The 25,181-nt window shown below is 63.9% G+C and carries 17 protein-coding genes; 5 read left to right on the forward strand and 12 right to left on the reverse strand.

The annotated features are described in order from the left end of the window. Window positions 1-205 precede the first annotated feature (205 nt). Window positions 206-1,495: a tetratricopeptide repeat protein gene (locus GA615_RS01985; RefSeq protein ID WP_152049566.1), complete on the forward strand. Its 1,290-nt coding sequence runs from the start codon at window positions 206-208 to the stop codon at window positions 1,493-1,495. Between the two features lie 214 nt (window positions 1,496-1,709). On the opposite strand, the gene GA615_RS01990 is transcribed toward GA615_RS01985, so the two are convergent. From GA615_RS01990 to GA615_RS02015, 6 genes are all read right to left on the reverse strand, one after another. Further along, window positions 1,710-2,198: a hypothetical protein gene (locus GA615_RS01990; protein ID WP_152049567.1), complete on the reverse strand. Its 489-nt coding sequence runs from the start codon at window positions 2,196-2,198 to the stop codon at window positions 1,710-1,712. A gap of 204 nt (window positions 2,199-2,402) precedes the next feature. Beyond that, window positions 2,403-3,509 carry a DUF1559 domain-containing protein gene (locus GA615_RS01995; protein ID WP_152049568.1) on the reverse strand — a complete coding sequence of 369 codons (1,107 nt, stop codon included), beginning with the start codon at window positions 3,507-3,509 and terminating at the stop codon, window positions 2,403-2,405. A gap of 774 nt (window positions 3,510-4,283) precedes the next feature. Further along, on the reverse strand, window positions 4,284-6,527 hold the full coding sequence (locus tag GA615_RS02000) for a PQQ-dependent sugar dehydrogenase (protein ID WP_161602112.1): 2,244 nt from the start codon (window positions 6,525-6,527) through the stop codon (window positions 4,284-4,286). 217 nt (window positions 6,528-6,744) lie between these two features. Then, window positions 6,745-6,903 carry a YqaE/Pmp3 family membrane protein gene (locus GA615_RS02005; RefSeq protein WP_152049570.1) on the reverse strand — a complete coding sequence of 53 codons (159 nt, stop codon included), beginning with the start codon at window positions 6,901-6,903 and terminating at the stop codon, window positions 6,745-6,747. 55 nt (window positions 6,904-6,958) lie between these two features. Beyond that, window positions 6,959-7,864, reverse strand: coding sequence for a DUF2188 domain-containing protein (locus tag GA615_RS02010; RefSeq protein WP_152049571.1), 906 nt, complete (start codon window positions 7,862-7,864; stop codon window positions 6,959-6,961). A 94-nt stretch (window positions 7,865-7,958) separates the two neighbouring features. Next, entirely contained in the window at window positions 7,959-8,129 is a 171-nt protein-coding gene (locus GA615_RS02015) for a DUF1328 domain-containing protein (RefSeq protein ID WP_152049572.1), read from the reverse strand. Window positions 8,130-8,824: 695 nt separating this feature from the next. Here GA615_RS02015 and GA615_RS02020 point away from each other — a divergent pair. The 3 genes from GA615_RS02020 to GA615_RS02030 all read left to right on the forward strand — a co-directional run bounded on the left by GA615_RS02020 (window position 8,825) and on the right by GA615_RS02030 (window position 14,002). After that, window positions 8,825-9,484 (forward strand): PH domain-containing protein, encoded by a 660-nt coding sequence (locus GA615_RS02020; RefSeq protein WP_152049573.1) that lies wholly within the window; start codon window positions 8,825-8,827, stop codon window positions 9,482-9,484. Between the two features lie 99 nt (window positions 9,485-9,583). Next, window positions 9,584-11,038, forward strand: coding sequence for a DUF2254 domain-containing protein (locus GA615_RS02025; protein ID WP_152049574.1), 1,455 nt, complete (start codon window positions 9,584-9,586; stop codon window positions 11,036-11,038). A 63-nt stretch (window positions 11,039-11,101) separates the two neighbouring features. Next, a complete protein-coding gene (locus tag GA615_RS02030; protein ID WP_152049575.1) occupies window positions 11,102-14,002 on the forward strand; it encodes a hybrid sensor histidine kinase/response regulator in 2,901 nt (966 codons plus the stop codon). Window positions 14,003-14,140: 138 nt separating this feature from the next. Here the strand turns inward: GA615_RS02030 and GA615_RS02035 are convergent, their stop codons facing one another. Beyond that, window positions 14,141-15,598 (reverse strand): sigma-54-dependent transcriptional regulator, encoded by a 1,458-nt coding sequence (locus GA615_RS02035; protein WP_152049704.1) that lies wholly within the window; start codon window positions 15,596-15,598, stop codon window positions 14,141-14,143. 597 nt (window positions 15,599-16,195) lie between these two features. On the opposite strand from GA615_RS02035, the gene GA615_RS02040 reads away from it, so the two are divergent. After that, complete coding sequence (locus GA615_RS02040) at window positions 16,196-16,393, forward strand: hypothetical protein (RefSeq protein WP_152049576.1); 198 nt, start codon at window positions 16,196-16,198, stop codon at window positions 16,391-16,393. A 492-nt stretch (window positions 16,394-16,885) separates the two neighbouring features. Here the strand turns inward: GA615_RS02040 and GA615_RS02045 are convergent, their stop codons facing one another. From GA615_RS02045 to GA615_RS02065, 5 genes are all read right to left on the reverse strand, one after another. Next, window positions 16,886-17,629, reverse strand: a complete 744-nt coding sequence (locus GA615_RS02045; protein ID WP_152049577.1) for a PEP-CTERM sorting domain-containing protein — start codon at window positions 17,627-17,629, stop codon at window positions 16,886-16,888. 922 nt (window positions 17,630-18,551) lie between these two features. Further along, window positions 18,552-20,237, reverse strand: coding sequence for an N-acyl-D-amino-acid deacylase family protein (locus GA615_RS02050; RefSeq protein ID WP_152049578.1), 1,686 nt, complete (start codon window positions 20,235-20,237; stop codon window positions 18,552-18,554). 22 nt (window positions 20,238-20,259) lie between these two features. Then, entirely contained in the window at window positions 20,260-21,933 is a 1,674-nt protein-coding gene (locus tag GA615_RS02055; RefSeq protein WP_152049579.1) for a gamma-glutamyltransferase family protein, read from the reverse strand. 159 nt (window positions 21,934-22,092) lie between these two features. After that, window positions 22,093-23,457 (reverse strand): glucose-6-phosphate dehydrogenase, encoded by a 1,365-nt coding sequence (locus tag GA615_RS02060; protein WP_152049580.1) that lies wholly within the window; start codon window positions 23,455-23,457, stop codon window positions 22,093-22,095. Window positions 23,458-23,682: 225 nt separating this feature from the next. Then, entirely contained in the window at window positions 23,683-25,158 is a 1,476-nt protein-coding gene (locus GA615_RS02065; RefSeq protein ID WP_152049581.1) for an aldehyde dehydrogenase family protein, read from the reverse strand. Window positions 25,159-25,181 lie beyond the last annotated feature (23 nt).

The following is a 25,181-nucleotide window of genomic DNA, read 5'->3' on the forward strand; positions in this document are numbered from 1 at the left end:
CGCGATCACCTCGGCCCTCGGCCTTGCCGGCGATCGGGGGCTTCAGCCGGCTCGACTCGCGCTTGCTTGACGCCTCGAACGGATCGGATACCCTGGAATCACCCTCCCACGTCGTTCCTCGGACGATCCGAGAGGGGCGCCGGCTGGCCAGTCTTCGCTTTGAGCCGACACGAAGGGGCGGACCATCCGCCCGGAGCCTCCAGAGATGAGTCACCCGCCACGGATGCTCCTTGCGTCCCGAGGCCGTTCGTCCACTCAGGCCGTTGGCCTGTCGCTTCTGGGGCTGCTCGTGCTGCTCCTGGCGGGGCCTGGCTGCTCGGGAGACGACACGCTCGGCCAGCAGGTGGCCGCGGCGATCGCCTCGGGGCAGCTCGACGAGGCGCAGCAGATCGTCGATCGCTGGTTATCGCGACGCTCGAATGACCCGGACGCCCTCGCCTGGGCCGCTCGGGTTGCCCTCGCCCGTGATCGACCAACCGAGGCATTCGAGTTCGCCCGGCGAGCCCAACAGCAGGGGCTCGATCGCTCTGCCCTTCGCGATGTCGAAGGGGTTGCCCTGGCCCGAGCCGGTCGCATGGCCGAGGCCGAGCCCTTGCTGCGAGCCCATTTGGCCGCCACCGATCGGCCCGATCCGGTGGCCAGCCAGGCCCTCGCCGAGATCGGCCTGGCGACCTTCCGCTTTGGAGCCGCCCGAGAGGCCCTCGCCCGATGGCGACGCGATGCCCCCGATGACCCGGAGCCCTGGTTGATGGAGGCCGAAATCTCCGAGCGCATCGGCGACGAGTACACGGTCATCGCCTCGCATTACCGCGAGGCACTCAAACGAGACCCGAGCCTGGATGGTGTGCTCCTCCGACTGGCCGAGACGATTCGCCGCTCCGGGAATTACCGGGAGGCGGTCGAATCGTTCAACGCCTACCTCGACCGCCATCCCGACGATCCCGACGCCCTTGCCTGGGCCGGGCTCAACCAGTTGGGCATGGGAGAGGTCGAGGCCGCCGAGCGTTTGCTTCGTCAAGCCCTGGCGCGGGAGCCTGACCATCTGGAAGCCATCAAGGGACTCGCCCGTCTGTACCAGCAGACGGGCCGCGTGGAGGAGTCCCTGGCCCAGTTCAATCGGGCCGCCGAACTCGACCCCGAGCAGGCCGACATCCCCTATCAGCAGTCACTCTTGCTCGCTCGGCTCGGTCGGCGGGAGGAGGCCGAGCAAATGCGCGAGCGCTCGGAACAGCTTCGCGCCCAGGCGGCCGAGATCGAGCGACTGCGCGATGCCCTCGTGCGCGACCCAGGCAACGCCGAGCTCCAGTACGAAACCGCGCGCTGGCTGATCGAACACGGTCACGCCGAAGAAGGCGTCCGCTGGGCCGAGAAGGCGATTACCACCGTTCCCGGCCACCGCCCCTCGTGTCTCCTGCTCGCGGAGTATTACGAGGCGACCGATCAGCCCGACCTGGCGAACTTCTACCGCTTCAAGGCCGCTCCGGCTGATCGGTGATGGGCTGATCGGCTCGACGAATCGCCCTCGTTCCGTCTGTTGCCTTTTCGCATCTGTTGCGATGAGGCAACATCCGAGAACCGACCGGAATTCGAGACCAGCGCGCGAAGAAACGACCCGGTTCCCATGCCAATTCTCCTCAAGGCCGTTTGCAGGCCACAAGGGGCAGGGGATCGGGTCGTCTGGAGTCGCGTCACAGGGCGTCGACCACGAATCAGTCCGTCAGGTCGAAGTCCACGTTGCGATTTGAACCGCTCTCGACGGTGTAGGTCAGGCCCGAGGTGTCCGGCAGGCTGTACTTGGCGGGAACCAGGTCCTTGGCCTCGGCGAACGCCTTGGCCACGTCATCCTGTTTCGGAGAACCACCCTGCACGCCACTCATGGCAGCGTCGTAATTGACATCACGCGAGGTGATCGAGACCCGGTACTCGCCGGGCAGCGCACCATCCCCGTCGATCGCGGTGGTCAGATAGTACGAACCACCGGAGATCGTTCCACTCGCCGCGCGACTGTCCGGATCGACGGGAGCGAACGTAATGGTTCCGGTTTCGACAGGCTGACCGTTGTACGTGACGTTCCCCGAAACCGGGTAGCGTTTAGGGAGGCCCGTGCCGTCGCTGCAACCGACGACGATCATCATGCCCGTGAAGATAACGGCCAGGGGGGTGATTCGGCGGATCAAGGTCAAGGGTGCCGCGGTCATGGTCGCTCCACTGCGGAATGGCGGAATCGATCAAGGCAAGAGAATTGCCCCGGCCCTACGGAAAGGGGCAGACAAGAATCATGGTCCTGGAGCCATCGAGCAAACGAACCAAAACCCCCGGAAGGATGATCTTCCGGGGGTCGGGTTGCTCCCGAGCCGGGGGGGCAGCATCGCCACCCCGGAGCAATCAAGGCGAGTCGAAGATCAATACTGGTCGGCGCTGATGACCTCGCCGCCATTTCGGCTACCGAGGGCACAGTAGACGACGATATTGATGCTCTCCTTGAGGAACTTGACCGAGCCGTCGGCGAACAGGAAGTTCGCACCGCCCGGGTGTTCGCTCTTGGCTCCCTTGCTCGCGTAGCTGAACCGGCTTCGCCAGTTGGAAGAACCGAACTGAACGGCCGGGGCTTCCGGCGTCTTCCAGTTAATCGGCACCGTGGTGCCGAAGGTGCTGCCGTTGTTCATGTAGAAGTTGCTGTCGGCCACCTGATACGGCAGCGTCTCGCCCACGATGATGGTGTTGCTCGTGCCGTCTCGCACGCTGGCAAGGTTCACCGGGCCGATGCCCGCGTTGCGGTACGAGAAGAACCCACGGAGCACACCTGAACCACGAGCCGACAGAGTCTCGTTGAAGTTCGTGCCCCAGAAGCCCGCCCAGCCGATGCGGGGGAGACCCGGAGCCAGCGTCGTGCCCACCGGGGTTTCCCAGGGGCCGCCTGGCGGGGTCAGACCGCCGATGCAGTAGTTGTCGCCGAAGCTGCCCGGGTAGTTCGACACGGGAACGACCGTCGACGCGGCACCGGTCGCCGGGTTGATCGGGCCGGGGCCGTTGGGCCACTGGCCGGTCAGGCTTTCACGATCCCGGAGGCCGCCGTTGTTCTGGCCGTCCGAGGGGCAAAGCCAGGTGTTGTTGACCGTCACCCACGCCGTAAACCACGAACCCGCACCCGCGCCGGTGTTGCTGCCGTGCACGTCGAAGTTCAGGGCGTTGTACTGGTTGGTCCCTTCCATCTGCGGCAGGATCAAGGCCCGCCAGCTCAGGGTGTTCATCTGGGAGTTGCCCGCCCAGATGCTGCCCCGGTTTTCGTCGGCAATGGCGCCCGGAGGGAACGCGTTGACCTGGTCGTGATAGTTGTGCAGCGCGATGCCGATCTGCTTCAGATTGTTCACGCACTGGGCCCGTCGGGCCGCTTCGCGAGCACTCTGGACGGCAGGAAGCAGCAACGCGATCAAGACACCGATAATGGCGATGACCACCAAGAGTTCGATCAGAGTAAAGCCGAGGCGTCTGTGAGCACTGACCTTCATTGCGAATTGAACTCCTCGCGAGCGAGCTCAGGGCGCATGCTGGCCCCGAAACCGGCTCGGGTAGAACCCCGAAGAATGGAACACGCGAACGACCGAACGAAATGCACGAGATACGATCGAAACTCTTGAACCGAACGGTTCAAGATTGAGAAATCGTCAACCACTGCCGGACATCTTGATCGGCTCGAACGATACCTGTTCGATGCTGGAATCTTCGGCGACTCCAAACAAGATGAATGGATCGCAGATGCTCAAGGCCAGCCGCGATTGCATACGCTACCATATCCAGGACGAATTCCCGGGGTCAAGCAGGTCCTGAAGAATTTATGTCGATTCCGCAGAGATGTGGACGTACGGGGACTCGCCCATCATGCAATGGGTGATTGGTCGCTCAGCTTCCACGCCTCTGAGGATGACTCCACTCGGGACGGGTGTTTGCAATCAGACGCAACACTCTCTGCGAAACGGGTGAGACAACACGTCATCCCACACGTCGGGCCTCGACCTCGCTCAAAAGCACGCGGCACCACATCACTCAGACCGGTGGTTTTCAAGCAAACACCATCCTGCCAGCCTGGGTTCAGGAAAGTCAAGGAAGAGATCGGGTCGAAAACGACGTTTTTTGGCGATTTTTTCCTGCCGATCCTGATTGAAACTGGGGCTTTGAAGGATTCTCAGGTTCCGAGTGATCGAGTCGGCATGAAAAAGCCGATGCCAGTGCGAGTGACTGACATCGGCCTGCCGATCGAGGGCTGTCGTGATCGGATCGTGACGCTATTCGGCCCCGGACTGGGTCGCGTTCGGTGCGTGAAGCTGCTCGATCCAGGTTCGGATCAGGGCCTCGCCCTCAGGATCGACGAGCGTGGTTGCGAGCGGCGGCATCTGTTGTGGACCTCGACGCGCGATCCGATGATACAGGATCGAACGCTCGGGCTCACCCGGTACGACCAGTCGGGCGTTGGCGATTCCCAGATCCCCTTGCGTTGGTGCTTCACCCACCAGGCGGAGCCGATCGAGCGGGGCATCGTGCCGAAGGTTGATGGCCGCGTTTCCGCCACCCGCCTCGACGTGACAGCTCGCGCAGTTGGCGTGCAGGTACGATCGGGCCCGAGCCTCGATCGGTGCCGTGTCGTCGCTCGGATCGACCAGCTTCGGCAACGCCTCCGGCCGGTTTGGCAAGGGCTCCTTGAACAGGCCGATCCGTTCCAGCGTCGCAAGCTGGTTGGCAAGGCCGGCGGTGCCGTAATCAACGGTCCGGTTCATCTGCTCGGTGGAGAGGCCGAGAACGTAATTCGCCGCCCGAGAGTGGCAGACCATGCATTCGGCGCGGCTCGGATAATGCCACGCGAGCGTTCGGACGCCGCCGGGCGCCTCGGGATCGCTCAGCGTGTACGAGCGGTCGAGCCCCTCTTTGCCGACGAGCACGGCGTCGGTCCGATCGTCGTTCCAGAGGTACGAGTAGCCGACCCACTCCCCTTGCTGTCGGGTCATCAACCGGGTTTCGATGGGCTGGCGAGAGGCAGGGTTGCCGGCCTCGAATTCCAGGGCGAACTCCTTCACCAGCACCGTCCCCTCGGGAAAGTCCCACCCTTGGCCCGAGCCTCGTAGCGAAACGGTTGCCTCGTTCGGGTCACCGGGAATGGCGATGAAGCGTTGCTTGATCGAGCCGTCGGACCAGAGGGGCGAGTTGACCTCGTAGGGAATCAAGGCCTCATGCGTTTGTCGATCCGCGACCGACCGATAGAGGCCCGTCTCGCTCAGCAAGGTCGGGAACGGGGCGTCCGGGCGGTCGTCGGCTTGCGGCACCAGACGATAAAACCCGGTCAGGTGGTCGATGACGATCAGTTCGCCGTCCTTGTCGAGGCCGAAACCGCTGATCGCAAACGACGTATCGGCAATCTCCTGATGCCATGTCACCTGGCGGCCGTCGTGCTTAACGCCCCAGATTTTGCCGGTCGAGTAATCCCCATACACATACGCTCCCCGGAGTTCGGGAAGCGCCTGCCCGTGGTAGACGACGCCGCCGGTCAGCGATCGGGCCTCGGAGTGATGATGCTCGACAGTTGGCGGAGTCAGGGGGTCCGGCCCCATCCGGTCGAGGTAGAACGGATGGCTTCCTTCGTACGCGCTCCAGCCGTAGTTCGCCCCTCGGGTCACCAGGTAGGCTTGCTCCCAGAGGTCCTGGCCGTTGTTGCCGACCCAGAGCTGATCGAGCGTTGCGTCGTAGGTCATCCGCCAGGGATTGCGCATTCCGTAGGCCCAGGTTTCCGGACGGGCGCCGGGGCGATCGACGAACGGGTTGTCGGGCGGAACCGCGTAATTCCGACCGGGAGCCGGGTGATCGACGTCGATCCGCAAGACCTTGGCCGTCAGCTCCGAAAGATCCTGCCCTCGGAAGTTCGTGTCCGAGTCTCCTGTGCCGTCGCCCGAGGTGATGTAGAGCATCCCATCACCGCCGAAGTCCACTGCGCCACCGTTATGGCCGTTCGAAGGCCAGTCGATGATGACCACCTCCGACGCCGGGTCGATCGCGTGCGGCGGCTCCCGATCGACCGTGAACCGCGAGACACGCGTCACCGGCTCCTCGCCGTTCGAAACGTTCTGGCCGACGAACAGGTAACCGTTCCGCGCGTAGTCGGGATGAAACGCCAGTTCGTAGGCAATGCCTGAGAGTTCCAGAACCACCTGTGGATCGGCGGCGTTCGGGTCGTCCGGAATGCGCAGGATCGTACTCGGCGCAGACCAGGAACCGTGGTGTTGGATGATGAGGAAGGCGTCTCGGCCGGGCTCGGCGTCGAACGTCAAGGGCTGGAAGATTTCCAGCTTCGGGAAGGCCGGTTCAGGGCGGTACGGAAGCGGCGGCTCCGGAGAACCAACCACCCGAGAATCATGCCAAGGGACCCGGTGCGAGAGGCCAGACCGACGGTCGTCGTCGTCAGCCGCGAAGCTCGACGAGGCCATGCAACACAGCACCGGACAGAGCAACACGCGAAGGAACCTTGTCGAGCGGACGCTCATGGTCACACTCATCCTCCGATGATCGTTTGTTTCGGATCGATCGATGAAACATGGGCGGAAACTGCCGAGAAGAGGGCTTCGCCATGATACGGGGCGCGTGCTGGCCGGGCAATCCCGCGCAACGCCAGACGGCCGCCTTGCCCGTCGGAGCGTCCGAAAGGGCAAGGCGGCCGTCGTTCGATCTTCGGATTCAATATCGGCCCGCTGAGGGCTCGGGTCATTCGCTGGCGATCACGTAGACCGCATGGATGACTCCCGGAATGTAGCCGAGCAAGGTCAGCAGAATGTTCAGCCAGAAGTGCAAACCGATGCCCACCTGTGTGAACACTCCCAGGGGTGGCAGCACAATGGCCAACAAGAGTCGAATCAGATCCATGAGATGTCCTCCTCGTCAGATCGATCAATGGGGGGTGGTCTGGTTCCGTTCTCGGTCAGGAGGGTCGAACCGCCAGCCCCGCATCGCGCCGACGCCTCAGGTCTTCGAGGGAAAGCTGAGGTCCGGCACCAATCAACGATCCGGCGATCGAGGCAATAATTGATGCGATCAGGGTCGCGAAGGTCCACCAGGCGGCCGTGGTCGCCCGGACATTGCTGCTCTGAGCCTGGGCCGCCTGAACGTCGGCGATTTGCTGATTCGTCAATCCGGCATCGACCAGTTGCGCCTCGGTCAGGGTCGGAGCCACGTTCGGCCCGGTCACCTGCTGAAGCATCCCGCCGACTCCAAGATTCAGCCCGAGGCCGGTCAGCACCACCACGGCGACGAAGATCGTGCCCCAGAGCAAGAGGCCGTAGATCATCGCCTCGTCCTTCCGCTCGCCAACGGTGCTTCGGCTGGTGACAAAGCCACCCATGAACAACGCGACAAGCAGCGAAATGGCAGCCCAGATCGCCGCGCCGATGGCCAACGTGCTGCCGCCGACAGCGTCGGTCCCTGCCGTCGAGAGGCCAACGGCCACGCCCAGCGTTCCGAGCGACACATAAACCGTCAGCGCCACGACCGCTCCGGCCATCAAGGCGCTCCAGCTCACACGGCTGCCGACCGAGGTGACATCGTGCAGGCGAATCGTTTCGTCGTTGATGGTGCGGGTCATCCGGCGCTCATCCAGCCGCTCTCGGCCATTCCCAGCTTGACCGTTGGTTTCCGTGAAGTTCAACACGTGATCAAAAACACCATCCTGTCGATGGATGATGAGATTGACTTCGCGGTCCCGAGCAAGGCTCTCGCCTTCCTCCACCGCGATCTCCTTGGTCGAGTATTCCGAGACGATTCCATCGTCTCCTTCCTGTTTGATTGCCCAACGCTCCTCGTGGGGCACCACATGCAGATTCTTTGCCATCGGTGATTCCTCGAAATCTGGTGTTTGCCCCACCCGGCGCGGGGTCCGCCCGCGCCGGACGGATCATCGGGGCGAAAGGGAACAGGCCCCGACCTCAGGCGGCTGGTCCTCGCGTCCGTCCAAAGATCAAGGATGCGATGAACAGGACCAGGAACACGACAAACAGCACCTGAGCAATCCAGGAAGCCGTGCCGGCGATTCCGCCGAATCCCAGAACCGCGGCAATCAACGCGATGATCAGAAAGGTAATCGCCCAGCCCAACATAAGAGTCTCCTTTTCCCCGGTTAAGGTCGGGGAAGTCGTGAGTCATGGTTACGGGTTGTGATTGTCGGTGTTATCAACACCTCCAAATTCATCCGTCGCTGGATTCAGAGAGCAAGACGTGTGCCAAAGTTTCACGATTTGCGAGGCCCGTCACCCGTCGACGTCATTTGCCCGCGATCCTGCGAGTTGGCTCGCGTGCGGAGGAGTCTCGTCAGAATCATGTGTTGCATTGACGATGGGGGACAGTCGAATGGTGCTGGCCCACTCGTAAAGACAGCCGCGCTTGACGATCCCTCGATCAGACCGGTTCGGCTCGCGTCGCGGGAATGCTGAGGGTGTCCCTCACGAGAGGGTTGAATATGAGAAGAAACGCGCGATCCCGTCCGGGAACAGCGTGACGGTTGGCACGTCGACGCGATTGCCATCGATGCCGGTTTGCCCTCCGCGCAGAGGTAGCCTGGTCACTCACGGCTCAGAGCGGTCAGGAGGCGTTCAGCTGCGCGGCATCGCTGAGCAGGAACGCTTGGCACGGCGATTGCTCTAGCTGGCTTCACGAAGACAAAGAGTGAGACCCGAGGGCGGCTCACGGCGAAGCTCGCCGCACAGCTCCTTCATGGGCAGGTCTGACCGCACCAATCGGAACTCCGTCGGGCCGGCCCGATCTCCGTAGCATCCCCGGTGAGGGAGAGGGATCGATGAATCAGCAGTCAAGTCTTGTCTACAAGTGTCCGCATTGCCAGGCGAAGGCGGAAATTGGAGACGAGATGCTCGGCCAGGTTGTCAACTGCCCCCAATGCGAGCGGCCGTTTCGCGTCGAGGCTCCTCCCTCGTTTCCGATCAGCGACGACGAGGCCGGCTCGGTCATCCGCAAAGGGGGAGCACCGGAGGTCACTAACCCGGTCGATCAGGAACGCGTGCTGATCGTCTTGCATCCGGCGGTGCTCAGGCGTCGAGTTTTTCAGACGTCGGCTTCGATCCTGATCATCATCGCCGGCATCGTCGCCATGTTCTGGGGGATGGCAAGTACCAACCCCTGGCTGGGCTGGGGCGGTCTGGCCGCCGCGGTGATTGGAGCCCTCGACCTGGTTTACTGGTGGTTCAAGTCGCTCTTCGTTACCCTCTCTGTGACCAACCGCCGGACGATCCTGCGGACCGGACTGTTCGCCAAGGCCACCAGCGAGGTGAACCACGACGATGTCCGCAACCTTCAGATTGATCAATCGGTGGTCTATCGAATGCTCAACATCGGTGACCTTCGGGTGTCGAGCGCCGGTCAGGATACCATCGAGATCCGGGCCCGGGCGATCCCCGATCCTGAAGGTGTGGCGGCCATCATCCGAGAACATCAGGATTAACCTGTGCGAGACGATCCAGGATCTTCGTCAGTTCCGAACCCCAGTTCTCCAGGGGCTCGCATCGCTCGATCCTCCCGCCTGACCTACCCGGGAGGAACGATGCGGCTCCGCTATCATTGGGACTGGTTGAGGTCGGGCTACCTGTTCGTTCCCTCGATCATGGTCTTGATGGCGGTGGTCCTGGCGCTGCTAGCCATCGAGCTGGACAGCTTCCTCTACAGCGATGGTCGCGTGATCGAACACTGGTATTCCCAGGGAGGCCCCGAGGAATCCCGGACCATCCTGGGCATGATCGCCGGCTCGATGATCACGATTGTCGGCATCGTCTATTCGATCGCCATGGTCAACCTGACGCTCGCCTCCGATCAGTTTGGCCCACGCCTGATCCGCACGTTCATGACCGACATGGGCACGCAGCTCGTGCTCGGCGCGTTTCTCGCCACGTTCGTTTACAGCGTGATGGTCCTGCTGGCCATCGAGAGCGGCGCGAACGATCCAGGGCCGAGCGCCGCGTCGGCAGCCCGGACGGGCGATGCCGATGCCGAGGTCTGGGCCGCCTTGCCCGAGCCGACCTCGTTCGCCCCGGTCATCTCGATCTGGCTTGGCGTTGCCCTGTCGATGGTCTGCCTGGGGATGCTGATCTACTTCATCCACCACGTCGCCCAGGCCATCCAGGCACCAAACGTGATCGACTCGGTCGCTCGAGAGCTGGAGCGGTCGATCCGCCGCCACTTCCCCGAGGCTCGAGAGTCGGTCGAAACAATCGGGCATCCCACCAATCGTGAAGCGATCGACGATGATCTGCCCCCGGATTTTGAGGACGAGGCTCGGCCCTTGACGGTGGCTGTCTCCGGGTATCTTCAGTTCATCGACCATGAAGTTCTTGTTCAGATCTGCTCGGAAGCTCAGCTCGTGATGCGGCTTGATCAACGCCCCGGAGACTTCGTGGTGGCGGGCGGTTCGGTGGGCCTGGTCTGGCCGCCCGATCGCGTGGATGAAGAGGTCGAGCGTCGGCTCCGAAGCGTCTTCTTGATCGGGGTGCAGCGAACCCCTCCCGAGGATGTCGAGTTCTCGATCAGCCAGCTCGTCGAGATTGCCGTGCGGGCCCTTGGCAACAACGACCCGTTTACCGCCATCAACTGCGTCGATCGGCTGGGAGCCGCGATGTGCTTGCTGGTGGGACGGAAAATCCCTTCCCGCAAACGCTTCGACAGCGACGGACAAATCCGGGTCATCGCCCGAGCGACCCGCTTCGGCGGCATCATCAACACTGCGTTTGACCAGATTCGCCAGTACGGCGCCGACGACACGGCCCTGACCATCCGCTTGCTTGAGGTCATCGCCCTGATTGCCTCGCGTGTGGATAATTTGACCGATGGCGCCGCCTTGCTTCGTCAGGCGGTCATGATCGAACGAGGCAGCCGCCAGACGATCGTCGAGGAATACGACCGCCGCGACATCGCCGAACGGTTCCAGGACATTCTCAACCAACTTGATCTGCAGGAAGTCACGGGAGAGGTCGATCGCTGGAAACCGCGACGAGCCAACGCCTAAATGGACCGTCGCGTTCATCTGATTGACTTTTATTGAGATGGCCGAAGCACGTTTTGGATCATCATGCGTCACGCCAATATGGTTCCCCGCTATGCGATCGCCTTGCTGAGCGTCACCCTGGCGTTTGTCCTGAGATGGGTCATCGATCCGTTGGCCGATCAGGAGTTCGGCCCGTTTCTGTTCTTTGCCGGTGCCGTGACGGTCAGTGCCTGGTACGGCGGGTTGTTGCCCGGCCTGATGGCGCTCGGACTTTCGGTGGTCGCGTCGATCGTGGCCTTTTTGCCGCCGGTCGGCACGTTCTGGCTCTCCGGTCCCGGTTCGATCACGCTGGTCCTGGCATTCGTCCTTGAAGGCTTGATCATCTGCATGGTTTGTCAGATGTTGCACCAGGCGAGAGCCCGCGCGGAGCTGTCGACCGCCGAAGCTCGCGAGGCGCTCCGGGCACGCCGGACCAGCGAAACCCGGTTCCGCCGCCTGGCCGAGTCTGGCGTGATCGGCGTGATCGAGGGCCGCGACGAGATGATCGTCGAGGCAAATGATGCCTTTCTCCGGATGCTCGACTACCCGCGTGATCGACTGGCCAATCGGGGGTTGAGCGTGGCCGAAATCACCCCCGAGGACGAACGTGAGCACGATGTGCCTCGCTTTGCTCAGCTCTTCCGGACCGGAACACTGCCGCCCTTCGAGAAGCGTTACATGACGTCCGACGGCCAAGCGGTCCCGGTCTTGGTCGGGGGGGCTCTCATTGATCCGGGAGGGCTCGACTGGGCCGCGTTCGTGCTCGACCTCAGCCGACAGAAAATCGTCGAGCGCGAGCTGGCTCAGGCGATCGCTCGGGCCGAGGCGGCCAACCGGGCCAAGAGCGAGTTCCTGGCCGTTCTGAGCCACGAGTTGATTACCCCGATGAACGCCATTCTCGGCATGAATCAACTGGCCATGACCGGCCAGCGCGATCCGATCCTCCGCGACTACCTGGCCACGGCCCAGGACTCGGCCGAGGCGCTGCTCGCCTTGCTCAGCGACCTGCTCGATTACTCCTCGATCGAGGTCGGCGGCCTCGACCTTGACCCGGCTCCCTTCCAACTCAGGGCCATGCTCGATCGGGTCATCCGGCCGCTGGCCGACCGGGCCTCTCGCAAAGGTCTGGAACTGACAGCCGAGGTGGCCGACGCCGTGCCGGAGGTTCTGGTCGGAGATGCCCGTCGCCTTCGTCAGATCCTGGTGAACCTGCTCGACAACGCGATCAAGTTTACCGAGCAGGGAGACGTTACCCTGACCGTCGGGCTCGACCAGCGCGACGACCCGGGGGCCGCTCCGGACGAGGTGAGCGTCTGGTTCGAGGTGGCCGATACGGGCATCGGGATCAGTGCCGAGGACCAGGGCCGAATCTTCGCCCCCTTCACCCAGATCGACGCCTCGACCACCCGGCCGTACTCGGGGACCGGGCTGGGGTTGTCGATTTGCCGACAGATCGTGACCTTGATGGGGGGGGAGCTCCATCTGGAAAGCCAGTCGGGGCAGGGCAGCCGGTTCCGCGCCCTCATCCCGTTCCGAAACGCGGTTGAGGACGAGCCGAGGCCCTCGACCTCCCTGCCCGACCTGAGTGGTCTGCCGGTCCTGGTCGTTGATGATCGCCCGGCCAGTCGGTCTGCGGCCGAGTCGATTCTGGCCGGCTGGTCGATGCGGCCGGTGCCCGCCTCCGATGGCTCGACCGCGCTGGCCTTGCTGGCCGAGGCCGTGAATCGAGGGGAGCCGTTTCCTCTGGTCCTTGTCGATGCCCGGATGCCGGGCCTCGACGGCGTCACCGTGGCGTCCCGCATCCATCGAGAAGGACTGGCCGGTGCAACCATCTTGATGCAATCGCCGGCCGATCGCTCGTCGGATTCGATCGCAGAAGCGAGGATTCCCGAGGTCGAGGCTGTCCTGGAGAAGCCGATCACCCCCGCTCGGCTGCTGGATGCGATCGTCAAGGCCCTGGAACCCGGTCCCCGAACCCACGAGGCGGAGAAGGGGGAACGCGGGCCGTCGCCGGCTCCACCCAGGTCGACTCCGGAGCGTTCCTTGCACATCTTGCTGGCCGAGGATACGCCCGCCAACCAGAAGCTCGCCCTGGCCGTGCTCAGGCGCCGAGGGCATCGGGTTGACCTGGCCGCCAACGGTCGAGAGGCGGTTGAACTGGCTCGCCGATCGCGGTACGACCTGATCTTGATGGATCTCCAGATGCCAGTCATGGACGGACTTCAGGCCACCTGCGCTATCCGGGCCCTGAACGGATCGAACACCGCGAATGTACCGATCGTCGCCCTGACTGCCCACACCTTGCCGGCCGACCGACAGCGGTGTCTTCAGGCTGGAATGGATCACTATCTCGCCAAGCCAATCGACATTCGAGAGCTTCTGAATGTGATCGAGTCTTATGGGTTTCGATCCAACGGTCGCTCGGGTCAGAACACGCTGCCGGAGCGAACGCTTGCTTCCTCCGGGAACGGCCCTCGACCAGACACCGTTGCCAACCTCAACGCCCACACCGACACTCAGATTGCGGGTTCGACCGATGCGAAGCCCTCGGTGGCGGAACCCGCGCAGGAGGAACAGGTGCATCACGATCAGACCCCGGTTTATGACCGTCAGGCCGCGGTGAAGCGGCTGGGAGGCGACGAGGAATTATTCCGCGATATGATCGGGTTCTTCCTCGAAGACTTCCCGGGGCTGCTCGACCAGCTTTGCCAAGGCTTACTGTCCGACGATGCCAGGGCGGTCGAACGGGCCGCTCACAGCCTCAAAGGGTTGACCGCCAGTTGCGGCTCGGGACCGGCCAGACAAGCCGCCGGGCGTGTCGAGCAGATCGGCCGAGACAACCGACTGGTCGATGCCCCCGAAGCGGTCGAGCACCTCGTTGCCGAGCTCCAACGCTTGCGAGACGTGCTGAAGGCCGATCGAGACTCGACGGCGGGAGAAGCATGACGTCGGGCAAATGGAGCAGAGAGCTTTATCAATTGTCAAAGAGTTTTGATGTTTGATTTCTTCTGGGCGTTTTGTTCAGACGTTTTGGTTTATTCTGATGTGTTTGTGGTCAAAACAAAGACCTGGTCGGGCGCAGGCTCAGGCTTTCGTGTCGTCGTTCTCGTCGTCGGCATCACCGACGACACGGTCAATCGAGATGCCGAGCGATCGGATCTTGTTGCGGAGGCTGCCGCGAGCGATGCCGAGCAGCTCGGCGGCGCGTGACTGGTTCCCGCCGGTGCGGGTAAGGACGCGACGGATGAGCAAGGCTTCGAGGAATTCGATGGCCTCGGCGTGGAGGTTCTTCGAGCCGGCGTCGAGCCGTTCCTGGATGAAGCGGTCGAGGTCGGAGCCGGCATCGGCGGCCGAGGCGGTCGGCTCTCCTCGACGGCCGGTGCGGACGTCGGTCGGCAGAAAGTCGGCAATCAGGACCGGACCGGTCGACTGAAGCAGAGCCTGACGCAAGACGCTTTGCAGCTCCCGGACATTGCCCGGCCAGTCATAGCGCATCATCAGGTTCAGGGCCTCGGGAGAAAGGCCCTGGACCTGCTTGCTCAGCTCTCGGTTGAAGCGCTTGAGGAAGTGGTCGATCAGGATCAAAAGGTCGTCGCCACGATCGCGGACCGGCGGCAGGTTGATGACGAAGCCGTTGAGCCGGTAGTACAGGTCGGAGCGGAACTTCTCCTCGGGCATCTTCTCCAGGTCGCGGTGAGTGGCGGCAATGATCCGCACATCGACCTTGATCGTCTTGTTCCCGCCGACGCGCTCGAACTGCCGCTCCTGCAAGAGTCGCAAGACCTTGCTCTGAAGGACCGGAGACATGTCGCCGATCTCGTCGAGGAAGATGGTGCCGCCGTCGCACTGCTCGAACTTGCCGATGCGGGTGGTGACCGCGCCGCTGAAGGCCCCCTTCTCGTGGCCGAACAGCTCGCTTTCGAGCAACCCTTCGGGAATGGCCGCGCAGTTGATCGCCAGGAAGGGGCCGCTGGTGCGTCGGCTGTGCTGGTAAATGGCACGGGCGACCAGTTCCTTGCCGGTGCCGCTTTCCCCCCGGATCAGGACGGTCACGTCCTGAGGGGCGACCCGGCCGATGGCCTTGTAGACCTCCATCATCTTCTGGCTGTTGCCGACGAGCAGTTCTCCCTCGCTCCGCTCGGTGCCGGCGTCGGGCAAGACGACCGGCTCGTGCATGAGGCGGCGGATCTCGATGGCCTGGCTGACCTTCTCGCGGAGCTGCTCGACATCGAGCGGCTTGTGGATGTAGTCGTACGCGCCGAGCTTGATGGCCTCGATCGCCGTCTCTCCCGAGGAGAGGCTTGTGATGAAGATGATCGGCAACTTCGGGTCGAGGTCGAAGACGCGGCGGTAGAGTTCCAGCCCTGAGGTTTCCGGCAACATGATGTCGAGCAAGACGACATCCGGCGCATGCTTGCGGATCAGCTCCAGCCCTTCGTCAGCGGTCGAGGCAGTTTGCACATCGACCTTCAGCGGCTTGAGCGCCTGGCCGACCAGATGCTGGACAGAACGGTCGTCATCGATGACCACAGTGAGCGGCATGGTGAGTGTCTCAATCGGCTCGGGCGTCTTGAACCAGCGTGCGGGATCGGAAACGAGGTCGAGACGCACCGGCTCCGAAACCAGGAATCCCGGGGGAGCGTGACGGCCATTATACCGGCCCTCGGCCTGAATGCGAGAAATGCCGCTCAGCTCGTCGATCGCTCGCCGGTGCGCGGCGATTGCGCCGTTGGGTGCGCGGAGAATGGTGCAGCGGTTTGGACTGATCGTCCTCCTGATTCTAAGGTTACGGCAAGACCTGGTCGTTCGTTTCGGGAATGAAGGGGAAAGGCAATGGGTTCGTTTCGCGCCGGGACAGCCGCGCCAGTCCCAGGAGGCCGCGGCACGGTCGCGGATGAGATCCAGACCCCTGCCAGTGCGGTTGAACATCCCTCGGTTCGTCAGGGGGCCGCCCCCCGGTGCGCTGGAACGGGAGGCGAGGCGGATGGCGAAACCTGTGAAATGGCAAAGAGTTCGGGTGAGAATCTCAGGTTCGTTTCGGGGATCGACGCGGGGTCGACTGGGTTCGTTTGGCGCGGGGAAATCGGGGAAGGAGCGATTGCGGGAACGACACTTGCCGTTCGGAGTCGCAGGGAGAGCATGGGAATTGAGGAGGCGATCGGCTCGGACCCTGACGGCGAGATCGAACGTGAGGATTCGGCCAAGATGCATGATCTTGTGGGCGATTCGTTGCGCCAGGAGGAGATTGCGAGGATGGGTGGAATCGTGCGCCCAATCCGAATTGCGATGGAGAGGCCTCAAGACGTGGAGGTGTTTGGAGTGGGAGAGCATGGGTGAGTGTCTGGGTGGTTTTGGTAAGAAGCGGAACTGGGGGCGATTTGGAGAGATGGGGTTTTCCGATGCGGTGCCGTCGGCCGAGGCGGGGAGGATGATTCCTGCAACAAGAGCATCGGGAAATCGGGGAGGCTCAGTCACTCAAAGTGAAAAGCCACGGCTGGTTTTCGGGATCGGGAGGCGAGGCAAAGAAGGGAGTGGAGGCGGGGAAGGGAAGGGGATGAGCGGACGGTTCCCGAGCGCCAGCGCGCACGGCGACGACCCCCGAGCCCCGAGTCCGAGAAGGACAGGGGGTGGGGGTCGTCAGTGCAAGAGGACCGAGCCGAGGGGAGATCGCCCGAGATTGAATCGAGCGGTGTTCCTGGTCAGGAGCGTGGGTCAATCAGGGATGAGCCAGGCCGTTCGGATGCGGCGTCGCATCGCGTTCCGCGTCGGTGCAGAGCGGCTCGAACGGAGATTCTGATGACCGTGGGACGCCGGGGGAGCGCCGAGCGATCAACCGCGGCGACGCAGGCGACGTAGGCGACGCACGCCCAGGCCGAGACCGGCGAGGGCTGCGGTGCCGCACAGGGCCAGTGACGAGGGCTCGGGCACCACGCCGTTGGGGCGGGCGATGAAGTCAAGCACATCAGTCGAGTTCAGATCGAGCAGTCCCGCGTTGTACGCGAAGCCGTTGTTGCCGCCCTTGACGTAGACGTTTCCCCAGACCGGAGCCCGGTTCGACGTGAAGGAGATGACCAGGGGGTCGAGGCTGTCCATGCCCTCGAACTTCACTCCCACGATCGTGGGACCGACCGGGAAGCCGGGATTGCTGCCGCCAGGCCCACCGGAATTTTGGGGGTTGGACTCGAACTCGCCGAAGATCAGATCCACGCCGTCAGATGAGCCATTAAACGTGGTTTCGGTCACGGCCTTTGGATCGACCTGAGGGATGACGGCATCGTCGGTCAGGTCGAGAATGATGTGGCTGATGGTGGGCTGGGTGAAGCCGGTGAAGGTGTAGGTATACGAAAACGCAGACTTGTTGAGTTGGGTGATTTCCCAGGAGATGTTGAGGGATTTCCCGGCGTAGTCACTCAGGTTGGGTCCGCTGGACGTGTTTGTCAGGAGGACCAGGTTGGCTTCGGTTCGAGAGCCCGTCAGGTCGGCGGCAGTCCCATAGACTGGGTCGGCGCTGGCCGCCGAAGCGCCGAGCAGGGTCATCAAGGCGACAAGAGAAAGCGAACGAGAGGTCAGCATCAGGGGTGAAACTCATTGGTCCAGTGAAATCATGAAGTGAGCAACCATGCAACATCAGAGCGCCGTTACGTCCTCGATCCATCGGGTTTCCATCCGCACAGCGCCGTGCATCGACCGACGTTTCCAGTGTTCGGAGAAGCCTGATCGAATCAAGACGCGTTGACGCGAAGCCGCGGACGATACGGCGAAATGTTGCATGCAGTCAACTCGGCATAACAAACGCCGCGCCAGGGTGATGTTTTGGAGAGACAGTGGTTCGTTTTGGCAACGCGTGGGCCTAATGCGGAGGAGGATGACAGTTGGTACGGGGCGGGAGCCGAAGCCCTGGAAAACGGATCGCGTCGGAGGGATGGTTGCGAAGGAGGGCGGAGGATGAGCAAGCGTGCCAGGGGCGCGGAACGATCACGGAGCCGAGCATCCGGAGAGGACGGCCGGGGATCGAGGACGAGGCGAATTGGTCGGTGTGTTCTGCCCCAACGAGATGCGGGTGAGGTGGAGTCGGGGGCGTTGGCTGTGCCCTGGAACCGAAGTGCTGGGGTCAGCGCGAGTGGGCAGAGGGGCAAGCGGGGAGGGTTTCAGTGGGGATCACATCGATGGACGGTTGACCCCAAAGGAACGACGGGGATTGGTTTGTCGAGTTGACGGAGTTCCGTGTGGAATGGCGTGCCGAGGGAGGCCCACGGCGACGAGAGGAGCGGGATCAGGAGGATTCCAGCGCGGGCCGGAGGTGAGGTAATGAACGCGAGCGTTGCGATGTGGACGAAGACCCCTCACCCCAACCCTCTCCCCGCTCGCGGGGAGAGGGAGTTGGAGAATCAGCCCTCGCCCACGGCAGCGGGGAGCGGGTGGGCGAAGGCCGGGTGAGGGGATGGATCGAGAGGCCGATTAAGTTGGCCACGCGGAAGTGCGATCGAGCGAGGGCTCAGGGACGAACGGGGCGCAGGGCGAGGCCGGGCCGATCGCCGGTCGAGCGGCCGGAATCGAGGACGAGGCGGCCGTTGACGAAGACGTGGGTGATGCCCTCGCAGTACTGGAAGGGTTCCAGATAGGTGGATCGGTCGATGACCTGATCGGGGTCGAAGACGGTCACGTCGGCGGCAAGGCCGGGCAGGAGGAGGCCGCGGTCGGTGAGGCCGACCTTCCAGGCGTTCTGGGAGGTCATCTTGCGGATGGCCTCTTCGAGGGTGAGCAACCCCTGTTCGCGGACGTAAACGCCCAGGACGCGGGGGAAGGTACCGAAGTTGCGCGGGTGGGGATGGCCGCGGCGGAGCGGGCCGGAGATGGCCAGGGCCGAGCCGTCGGAGCCGATCGAGCACCAGGGTTGCCGGAGGGCGAGGGTCATGTCCTCGTCGGTGTGGTGGGCGTAGATGCAGCCGATCGAGCCGCCCTCGGCAATGAGGAAGTCGAACAGCAGATCGAGGGCGTCGGGGGCGGGCTGGCGATCGGCCGCGAGGCCGGCCAGGATGACGTCCATTGTCTGCCCCTCGAACCGGGCATTTTCCGGACTGAGGCGCTCAGAGATGAGCATGCGAGACCAGTCGCCGCCGACAGCAAGATAGTGGTTGTACCAGCCGGGAATGCCCTGGAGGATGTCTTGCTTGAGGCGAGGGCGGGTGTCGGGATCGGCCAGGCGGGCAAGCAGAGCGTCGCGGCCCCCTTCGTGGGCCCAGGGGGGGATGATGCTGACGAGGTTGTTATTGCCTCGGGTGTAGGGATAAACATTCGCCTGAACGTCGACACCCCGGGCGCGGGCGGCGTCGATCATGGCGACGATCTCGGGCATCCGGCCCCAGAGGGTTTGCTCGGCAATCTTCAGGTGAATGATGTCGACGGGTAGCCCGGCCTGTTCGCCGATGGCGATGGCCTCGGCAATGGAGTCGAGCACGCCGAGCCCCTCGGTGCGGATGTGCGAGGAGTAGATGCCACCGTGTTTTGCCACCACGCGAGCGAGGCGGACGATGTCGTCGGTCTGGGTGCCGAGCGATTGCGGGTGCATGAGCATGGTCGAGAGGCCGAGGGCGCCGTCCTGCATGGCCTGATCGAGCAGGGCTTCCATGGCCTGGAATTGCTCCTCGGTCGGGCGGTCGAACGAGTCGCCCATGACGGCCTGCCAGATGTTTCCGAGGCCAACGTAGGAGGCGACGTTGATCGCGATGCCGGAGCGCTCGATGGCGTCGAAGTAATCGGCCAGGGAGGAGATGGACACGGTCTGGCCGTCAATGGTCAGCTCACGAGGCTCGGCGAAGGGGCCGCCGGAGGTGTGTTCGCCGAGGATGTCGGTGGTGACTCCCTGGCGGATTTTTGATTCGGCGCCTCCGTCTTCAAAAAGAACGAAGTCGGAATGCGAGTGGATGTCGATAAAACCGGGAGCGACAACGAGACCGGTGGCGTCGATCGTGCGGGCGGTTTCGGCGTCGTCGGGGATGAGGCCGACGGCGGCGATGCGGTTCCCTTTGATGCCGAGATCGCCGGCGTACCAGGGGTTGCCGGTGCCGTCGATGATCCGACCGCCCCGGATGATGAGGTCGAACGGTTCATCGTCGGGCGGGCTGGCCGCGAGCAGGGTTGGAAGCAGGGCGAGGGCGAGGAGGGAGCGGAGTGCAATCATGATAGGGCCTCGATGAAGTCAATCAGTAAGCGGCGGCGTGGCGTCGGGAGTCGGGGCAGCCGGCGGCTTCGAGCAGGCCGGTCTCGGGGTGGATGCGGAGGACGGTCGGGTTCGAGCCGACGGGAGCCTGTGTGGGCTGGATGATGTGGCCGCGGGCTTCGAGATCGGCCAGGACCTCGTCGCCGACGCGGGGGTCGATCCGAAGAACGCCCAGCTCGGGGGCAGGCTGGCCGAACGAGCCGACAAGGTGCTCGGAATTGAAGCGGGGGGCCGTGACAGCCTCGGACGGAGAGAGCTCGAAATCAATCAGGTTGGTGAGCATCTGTAAGGTCGATTGATCCTGCGCGTCGCCCCCCGCGACGCTGACGGCGATGACAGGCTGGGCATTCTTGAGGACGATCGTCGGCGTAAGGGTGATACGGGGGCGCTTGCCGGGCTCGATGACGTTGGGGTGGTTGGGCCAGGTGTTGAAGCTTTGGAGGCGAGAGCCGAGCCAGACGCCGGTGTCGCCGGCCAGAACGCCTGACCAACCGCTCGGGGTGGCCGCGACGACGTTTCCGGCCGCATCGGCGACGATGCAGGTGGTGGTGTCGAGCGATGGGCCGTCGTCGCCGACCTGAACGGTCGATCGCTCGGGATCGAGCCGGGGCTGGCCGGAGGCGGGGTCGCCGGGAATGCGGTCGAGCGAGGCGCGAGCGGGGTCGATCAGGGCGCGGCGGGCGTTCGCATAATCGGGGTCCAGAAGCAGATTCAAAGGAACGGGAGCAAAGAGAGGGTCGGCGTAGAACTCGTCGCGGTCGGCAAAGGCGAGCTTGAGGGCCTCGGTCTGGAGGTGGATGGCGTCGGAGGCGCCGGGGGAGTGGGAGGGAAGATCAAAACCTTCGAGCAGTTGGAGTGCTTGAAGCAAGGCCGGACCCTGGGTCCACGGGCCGCACTTGAGGATGCGATGGCCGCGATAGTCGAGGGAGACGGGTTCCTCGACTCGGGTGACGTGGGTGGCGAGATCGGAGTAGCGAATCAGGCCGCCGTGAGCGCGGGACCAGGCGTCAAGCTCGACGGCGATCGGGCCGCGATAGAAGCAGTCGGCCACGAGGCGGAGCCCCTGGCGGCGGTCGGAGGCGGCGGCCTCGGCCTCGACGAGGCGTCGGAGCGTGCGGGCGAGGTCGGCGTGCCAGGGGTGTTCGCCGCGGTCGAGGATCTGGAGGGTGGGGGCGACGACCTGAGTGAAGGACATGGTGCCGGAGCGGTCGAGCGCGGTCAGGCAGGCGTCGAGGAAGGCGGGGACGGCGGCCGATTCGATGCCGGATCGGGGAATGCCCCCTTTGGCCGCAAAGTGTTCGAGGGTGGCCAGGCGAGGCGCGGCCCCCTGGCCGGCGATCGATTCGACCACGCCGCGCTCGGCATCATAAATGAGAATGGGAACCTCGCCGCCGAAACAGAACAGGTGAGCATCGGTGACACTCAGGGCCAGCAAGGTGCCGACCGCGGCGTCGATGGCATTGCCGCCCTGTTGCAGGATCGTCATGCCGGCCTCGACCGACTCGGCGCCGCCGGCGACGACGGCTCCGGAGTGACCGGAAGCGTGCCAGCCGATGGGAGAGTCGGCCGGAGGGCGGGTGGGCCGGGCTCGGTCGTCTTGCGATCGGGCCGAGAGGGGAATGAGGACAATTGCGCACATCAAGACGCGAGGAAACATGGCGAGTGTCCCTTGAGAATCGAGACGAGAGGCGCCGAGGTGCGTCTTAATGGAACCGATCCGAGGCCGTGAGGCAAGGGGCGGGATTGGAGGCCCTGAGGGGGCGTCGGGTGGAGCCTTGCGGCGCTGGAGGGCGGGGTTCGAGCGGAATGGAAGGGGTCAGGCGAGGTTGGGGCCGGTCGAGCCGGCTGGGTATTCGAGCAGGGGGACGCGGCCTTCGGACCAGGCGTTGAGAATCGGCTCGACGATGCTCCAGGACTCCTCGGCCTCGTCGTCTCGGATCGAGAGCATGGTGTCGCCCTCGATCACGTCGAGCAGGAGGCGGGCATAGGCGGGAAGGTCCTGTCGGCAGCAGTCGGTTTTCAGTTCGACACGTTCGAGGTCGAACGGATTGCCCGGCCCGTTGATGTTCACGCCGAGCGACATGCGGTCGGGGTTGAGTTGGAGGCGGAGGACGTTCGGCGGGGGAGGGCTCTGCTCGAAGGCGAGGTGCGGGACAGGCCGGAAGTGGACGACGATTTCGTGACGATCGGCGGCCATCGCCTTGCCCGAGCGGAGGACGAACGGCACGCCGGACCATCGCCAGTTGTCGAGATGAAGCGTGACCTGCGCGAAGGTTTCGGTGCGGAGTTCGGGATCAACGCCGTCCTCGTCGGTGTAGTTGGGCAATGGCACGGCGCCGACCTGACCGGCCGTGTAGCGAGCGCGATGGGTGAAGCGTTCAACCTCGTCGGGAGTGTAGCGACGGACAGCGCGGAGGACTGCGACCTTGCGATCGCGCAGTTCTCGGGCGTCGAGCGAGACGGGGGGTTCCATCCCCACCAGGGTGAGCAATTGAAGCAAATGATTCTGGATCATGTCGCGGAGCGCGCCGGAGCGGTCGTAGTAGGAGGCGCGGCGTTCGAGGGCGACGGTTTCGTCCCAGGTGATTTCGACCCGTTCGATGTGATCGCGGTTCCAGAGCATCTCGAAGATGCGGTTGGCGAAGCGGAGGCCGAGGATGTTCTGGATCGTCTGCTTCATGAGGAAGTGATCGACGCGGAAGACGGCCCCCTCGTCGAATGAGTCGTGGATCAGGCGGTTGAGCCGCTTGGCCGATTCGAGGTCGGTGCCGAACGGTTTTTCGACGACGATCCGGCTCCCTCGGGGAAGATCGAGGTCGGAGAGGGTTTCGACCGTCGGAATGAACAGGCTGGGGGGGAGCGCCAGATAGGAGATTGCCGGTCCTTTGACCTGATGAAAGACCGAGGAAAGGGCAGCGCGGTCGGTGACGTCGGCCTGGCGATAGTCGAGGCGGTCGAGCAGGTTGGCGATGATCTCGGGATCAGCATCGGCGGCGTGTTGCTGCAGGCGATCGGCAATGTGCCGGCGGAACTGCTGGGGAGTCCAGTCCTGGCGAGACACGCCGAGGATGGAGACCGTTGGGTCAAGATAACCTGCCTTGATGACATGAACAAGCGCAGGCATCAAATAGCGGGAGGTCAGATCGCCCGCGGCGCCGAAGATGACAAAGTCCGGAGCCATCGGAACTCCCTCGTCTTTGAGAAGAACGGTGCGGATTTCGGAACCATCGAGACGTGTTTTATCTCGATGGGCTTAACGGCAGGGTCGCGGGGGCCTGGTGAGATGGGTTCCGTCTATGCAATTCCGGCGCCGTTGCGGAGAAGGTGGCGAGGAAGTGTGATCGACAAATGCGGCCTGGAAGGCCGGTCCCCAGGGTGCCCCGGGGACCGGCGGATCGGATGACGGTCAGCCGTGGAGCTTGACGGTCACGGTCTTCAGTTCGGTGTAGTGTTCCAGGGCGGCCTCGCCGTTTTCGCGGCCCTGGCCAGACATCTTGAAGCCGCCGAAGGGGGTGGTGGGCTCGACGACGTGGTAGCAGTTGACCCAAACGGTGCCGGCCTTGACCTTCTTGGCGTAGAGGTGGGCCTTGTCGATGTCCTTGGTCCAGACGCCGGCGGCGAGGCCGTAATGGGTGCGGTTGGCGCGCTCGACGACCTCGTCGACATCGTTGAAGGGCAGGACGGTGACGACGGGGCCGAAGATTTCGTCTCGGACGATGTCCATGTCTTCACGAGCGTCGTCGAAGATGGTCGGCTCGACGTAGAAGCCGGAACCGCCGATGCGCTTGCCGCCCGAGACGACGCGGGCCCCTTGCTTCTGGCCCGACTCGACGTAGCCGAGGATCTTGTCCATCTGCTCCTGAGAGACCTGCGGGCCTTGCTCGGTGTCGGGGTCGAGCGGGTCGCCGATCTTGCGGACCTTGGCCCGTTCGGCCAGGCGTTCGACGAACTCGTCGCGGATGCTCCGCTCGACGAACAGGCGGCTGCCGGCCGTGCAGCACTGGCCGCCGTGGAAGTAGATGGCGTGGAAGGCGCCGGCCACGGCCTCGTCGAGGTCGGCATCGGCAAAGATGACGTTCGGGCTCTTGCCGCCGAGTTCGGTGGTCACGCGCTTCAGGGTGTCGGCCGCGTTCTTCTGGATGATCTTGGCCGTATCGACGTGGCCCGTGAAGGCAATCTTATCGACATCCGGGTGGCGGACGATGGCGTCTCCGGTCGTCTCGCCCATGCCGTTGAGGATGTTGATGACACCGGCGGGGAAGCCGGCCTCGATCGCCAACTCGCCGAGCTTCAGGGCGGTCAGCGGGGTTTGCTCAGCCGGTTTCAGGACGATCGTGTTGCCGCAGGCCAGGGCCGGGCCCCACTTCCAGGCGAGCATCAGGAGCGGGAAGTTCCAGGGGATGATCTGACCGACGACGCCGATCGGCTGCCGCAGGGTATACGACAGGAAGTTGCCGCGCACCGGGACCGTGCGGCCTTCGATCTTGTCGGCCCACCCGGCATAGTAGCGCAGAGTGTAGATGACGCCGTTGAGGTCGCCGCGGGCATCGCGGATCGTCTTGCCGCAGTTGAGCGATTCGAGCTGGGCGAGGGCCTCGGCGTCGCGCTCGATCAGGTCGGCCAGATCGTACATCAGCTTGCCGCGCTCGGCGGCGTCCATCGATCCCCAGGGGCCGGTTTCCAGGGCTCGCCGGGCGGCCCGGACGGCGCGATCGACGTCGTCGGCCGAGGCGGCGGCCACGCTGGCGATCACCTCGCCGGTGGCGGGGTTGTAGGTGTCGAACGAGTCGCCTCCCTTGGGGCTGACCCATTCGTTGTCGATGAGGAGGCGGCTGGCCAGATCGGTCGGTACGCGAGGCGCGGTTTCAAGTCCCTGGGCCATCGGTTCGGTGCTCCCTTGGCAAA

This window comes from Tautonia marina (genome assembly GCF_009177065.1).
Classification (GTDB): Bacteria; Planctomycetota; Planctomycetia; order Isosphaerales; family Isosphaeraceae; genus Tautonia; species Tautonia marina.

What these genes read in the sequence shown, in the direction of transcription:
- GA615_RS01985 (WP_152049566.1), top strand. Translation starts at nt 206, where the DNA reads ATGAGTCACCCGCCACGGATGCTCCTTGCGTCCCGAGGCCGTTCGTCC.
- GA615_RS01990 (WP_152049567.1), bottom strand. Translation starts at nt 2,198, where the DNA reads ATGACCGCGGCACCCTTGACCTTGATCCGCCGAATCACCCCCCTGGCC.
- GA615_RS01995 (WP_152049568.1), bottom strand. Translation starts at nt 3,509, where the DNA reads ATGAAGGTCAGTGCTCACAGACGCCTCGGCTTTACTCTGATCGAACTC.
- GA615_RS02000 (WP_161602112.1), bottom strand. Translation starts at nt 6,527, where the DNA reads ATGAGCGTCCGCTCGACAAGGTTCCTTCGCGTGTTGCTCTGTCCGGTG.
- GA615_RS02005 (WP_152049570.1), bottom strand. Translation starts at nt 6,903, where the DNA reads ATGGATCTGATTCGACTCTTGTTGGCCATTGTGCTGCCACCCCTGGGA.
- GA615_RS02010 (WP_152049571.1), bottom strand. Translation starts at nt 7,864, where the DNA reads ATGGCAAAGAATCTGCATGTGGTGCCCCACGAGGAGCGTTGGGCAATC.
- GA615_RS02015 (WP_152049572.1), bottom strand. Translation starts at nt 8,129, where the DNA reads ATGTTGGGCTGGGCGATTACCTTTCTGATCATCGCGTTGATTGCCGCG.
- GA615_RS02020 (WP_152049573.1), top strand. Translation starts at nt 8,825, where the DNA reads ATGAATCAGCAGTCAAGTCTTGTCTACAAGTGTCCGCATTGCCAGGCG.
- GA615_RS02025 (WP_152049574.1), top strand. Translation starts at nt 9,584, where the DNA reads ATGCGGCTCCGCTATCATTGGGACTGGTTGAGGTCGGGCTACCTGTTC.
- GA615_RS02030 (WP_152049575.1), top strand. Translation starts at nt 11,102, where the DNA reads ATGCGTCACGCCAATATGGTTCCCCGCTATGCGATCGCCTTGCTGAGC.
- GA615_RS02035 (WP_152049704.1), bottom strand. Translation starts at nt 15,598, where the DNA reads ATGCCGCTCACTGTGGTCATCGATGACGACCGTTCTGTCCAGCATCTG.
- GA615_RS02040 (WP_152049576.1), top strand. Translation starts at nt 16,196, where the DNA reads ATGGGAATTGAGGAGGCGATCGGCTCGGACCCTGACGGCGAGATCGAA.
- GA615_RS02045 (WP_152049577.1), bottom strand. Translation starts at nt 17,629, where the DNA reads ATGCTGACCTCTCGTTCGCTTTCTCTTGTCGCCTTGATGACCCTGCTC.
- GA615_RS02050 (WP_152049578.1), bottom strand. Translation starts at nt 20,237, where the DNA reads ATGATTGCACTCCGCTCCCTCCTCGCCCTCGCCCTGCTTCCAACCCTG.
- GA615_RS02055 (WP_152049579.1), bottom strand. Translation starts at nt 21,933, where the DNA reads ATGTTTCCTCGCGTCTTGATGTGCGCAATTGTCCTCATTCCCCTCTCG.
- GA615_RS02060 (WP_152049580.1), bottom strand. Translation starts at nt 23,457, where the DNA reads ATGGCTCCGGACTTTGTCATCTTCGGCGCCGCGGGCGATCTGACCTCC.
- GA615_RS02065 (WP_152049581.1), bottom strand. Translation starts at nt 25,158, where the DNA reads ATGGCCCAGGGACTTGAAACCGCGCCTCGCGTACCGACCGATCTGGCC.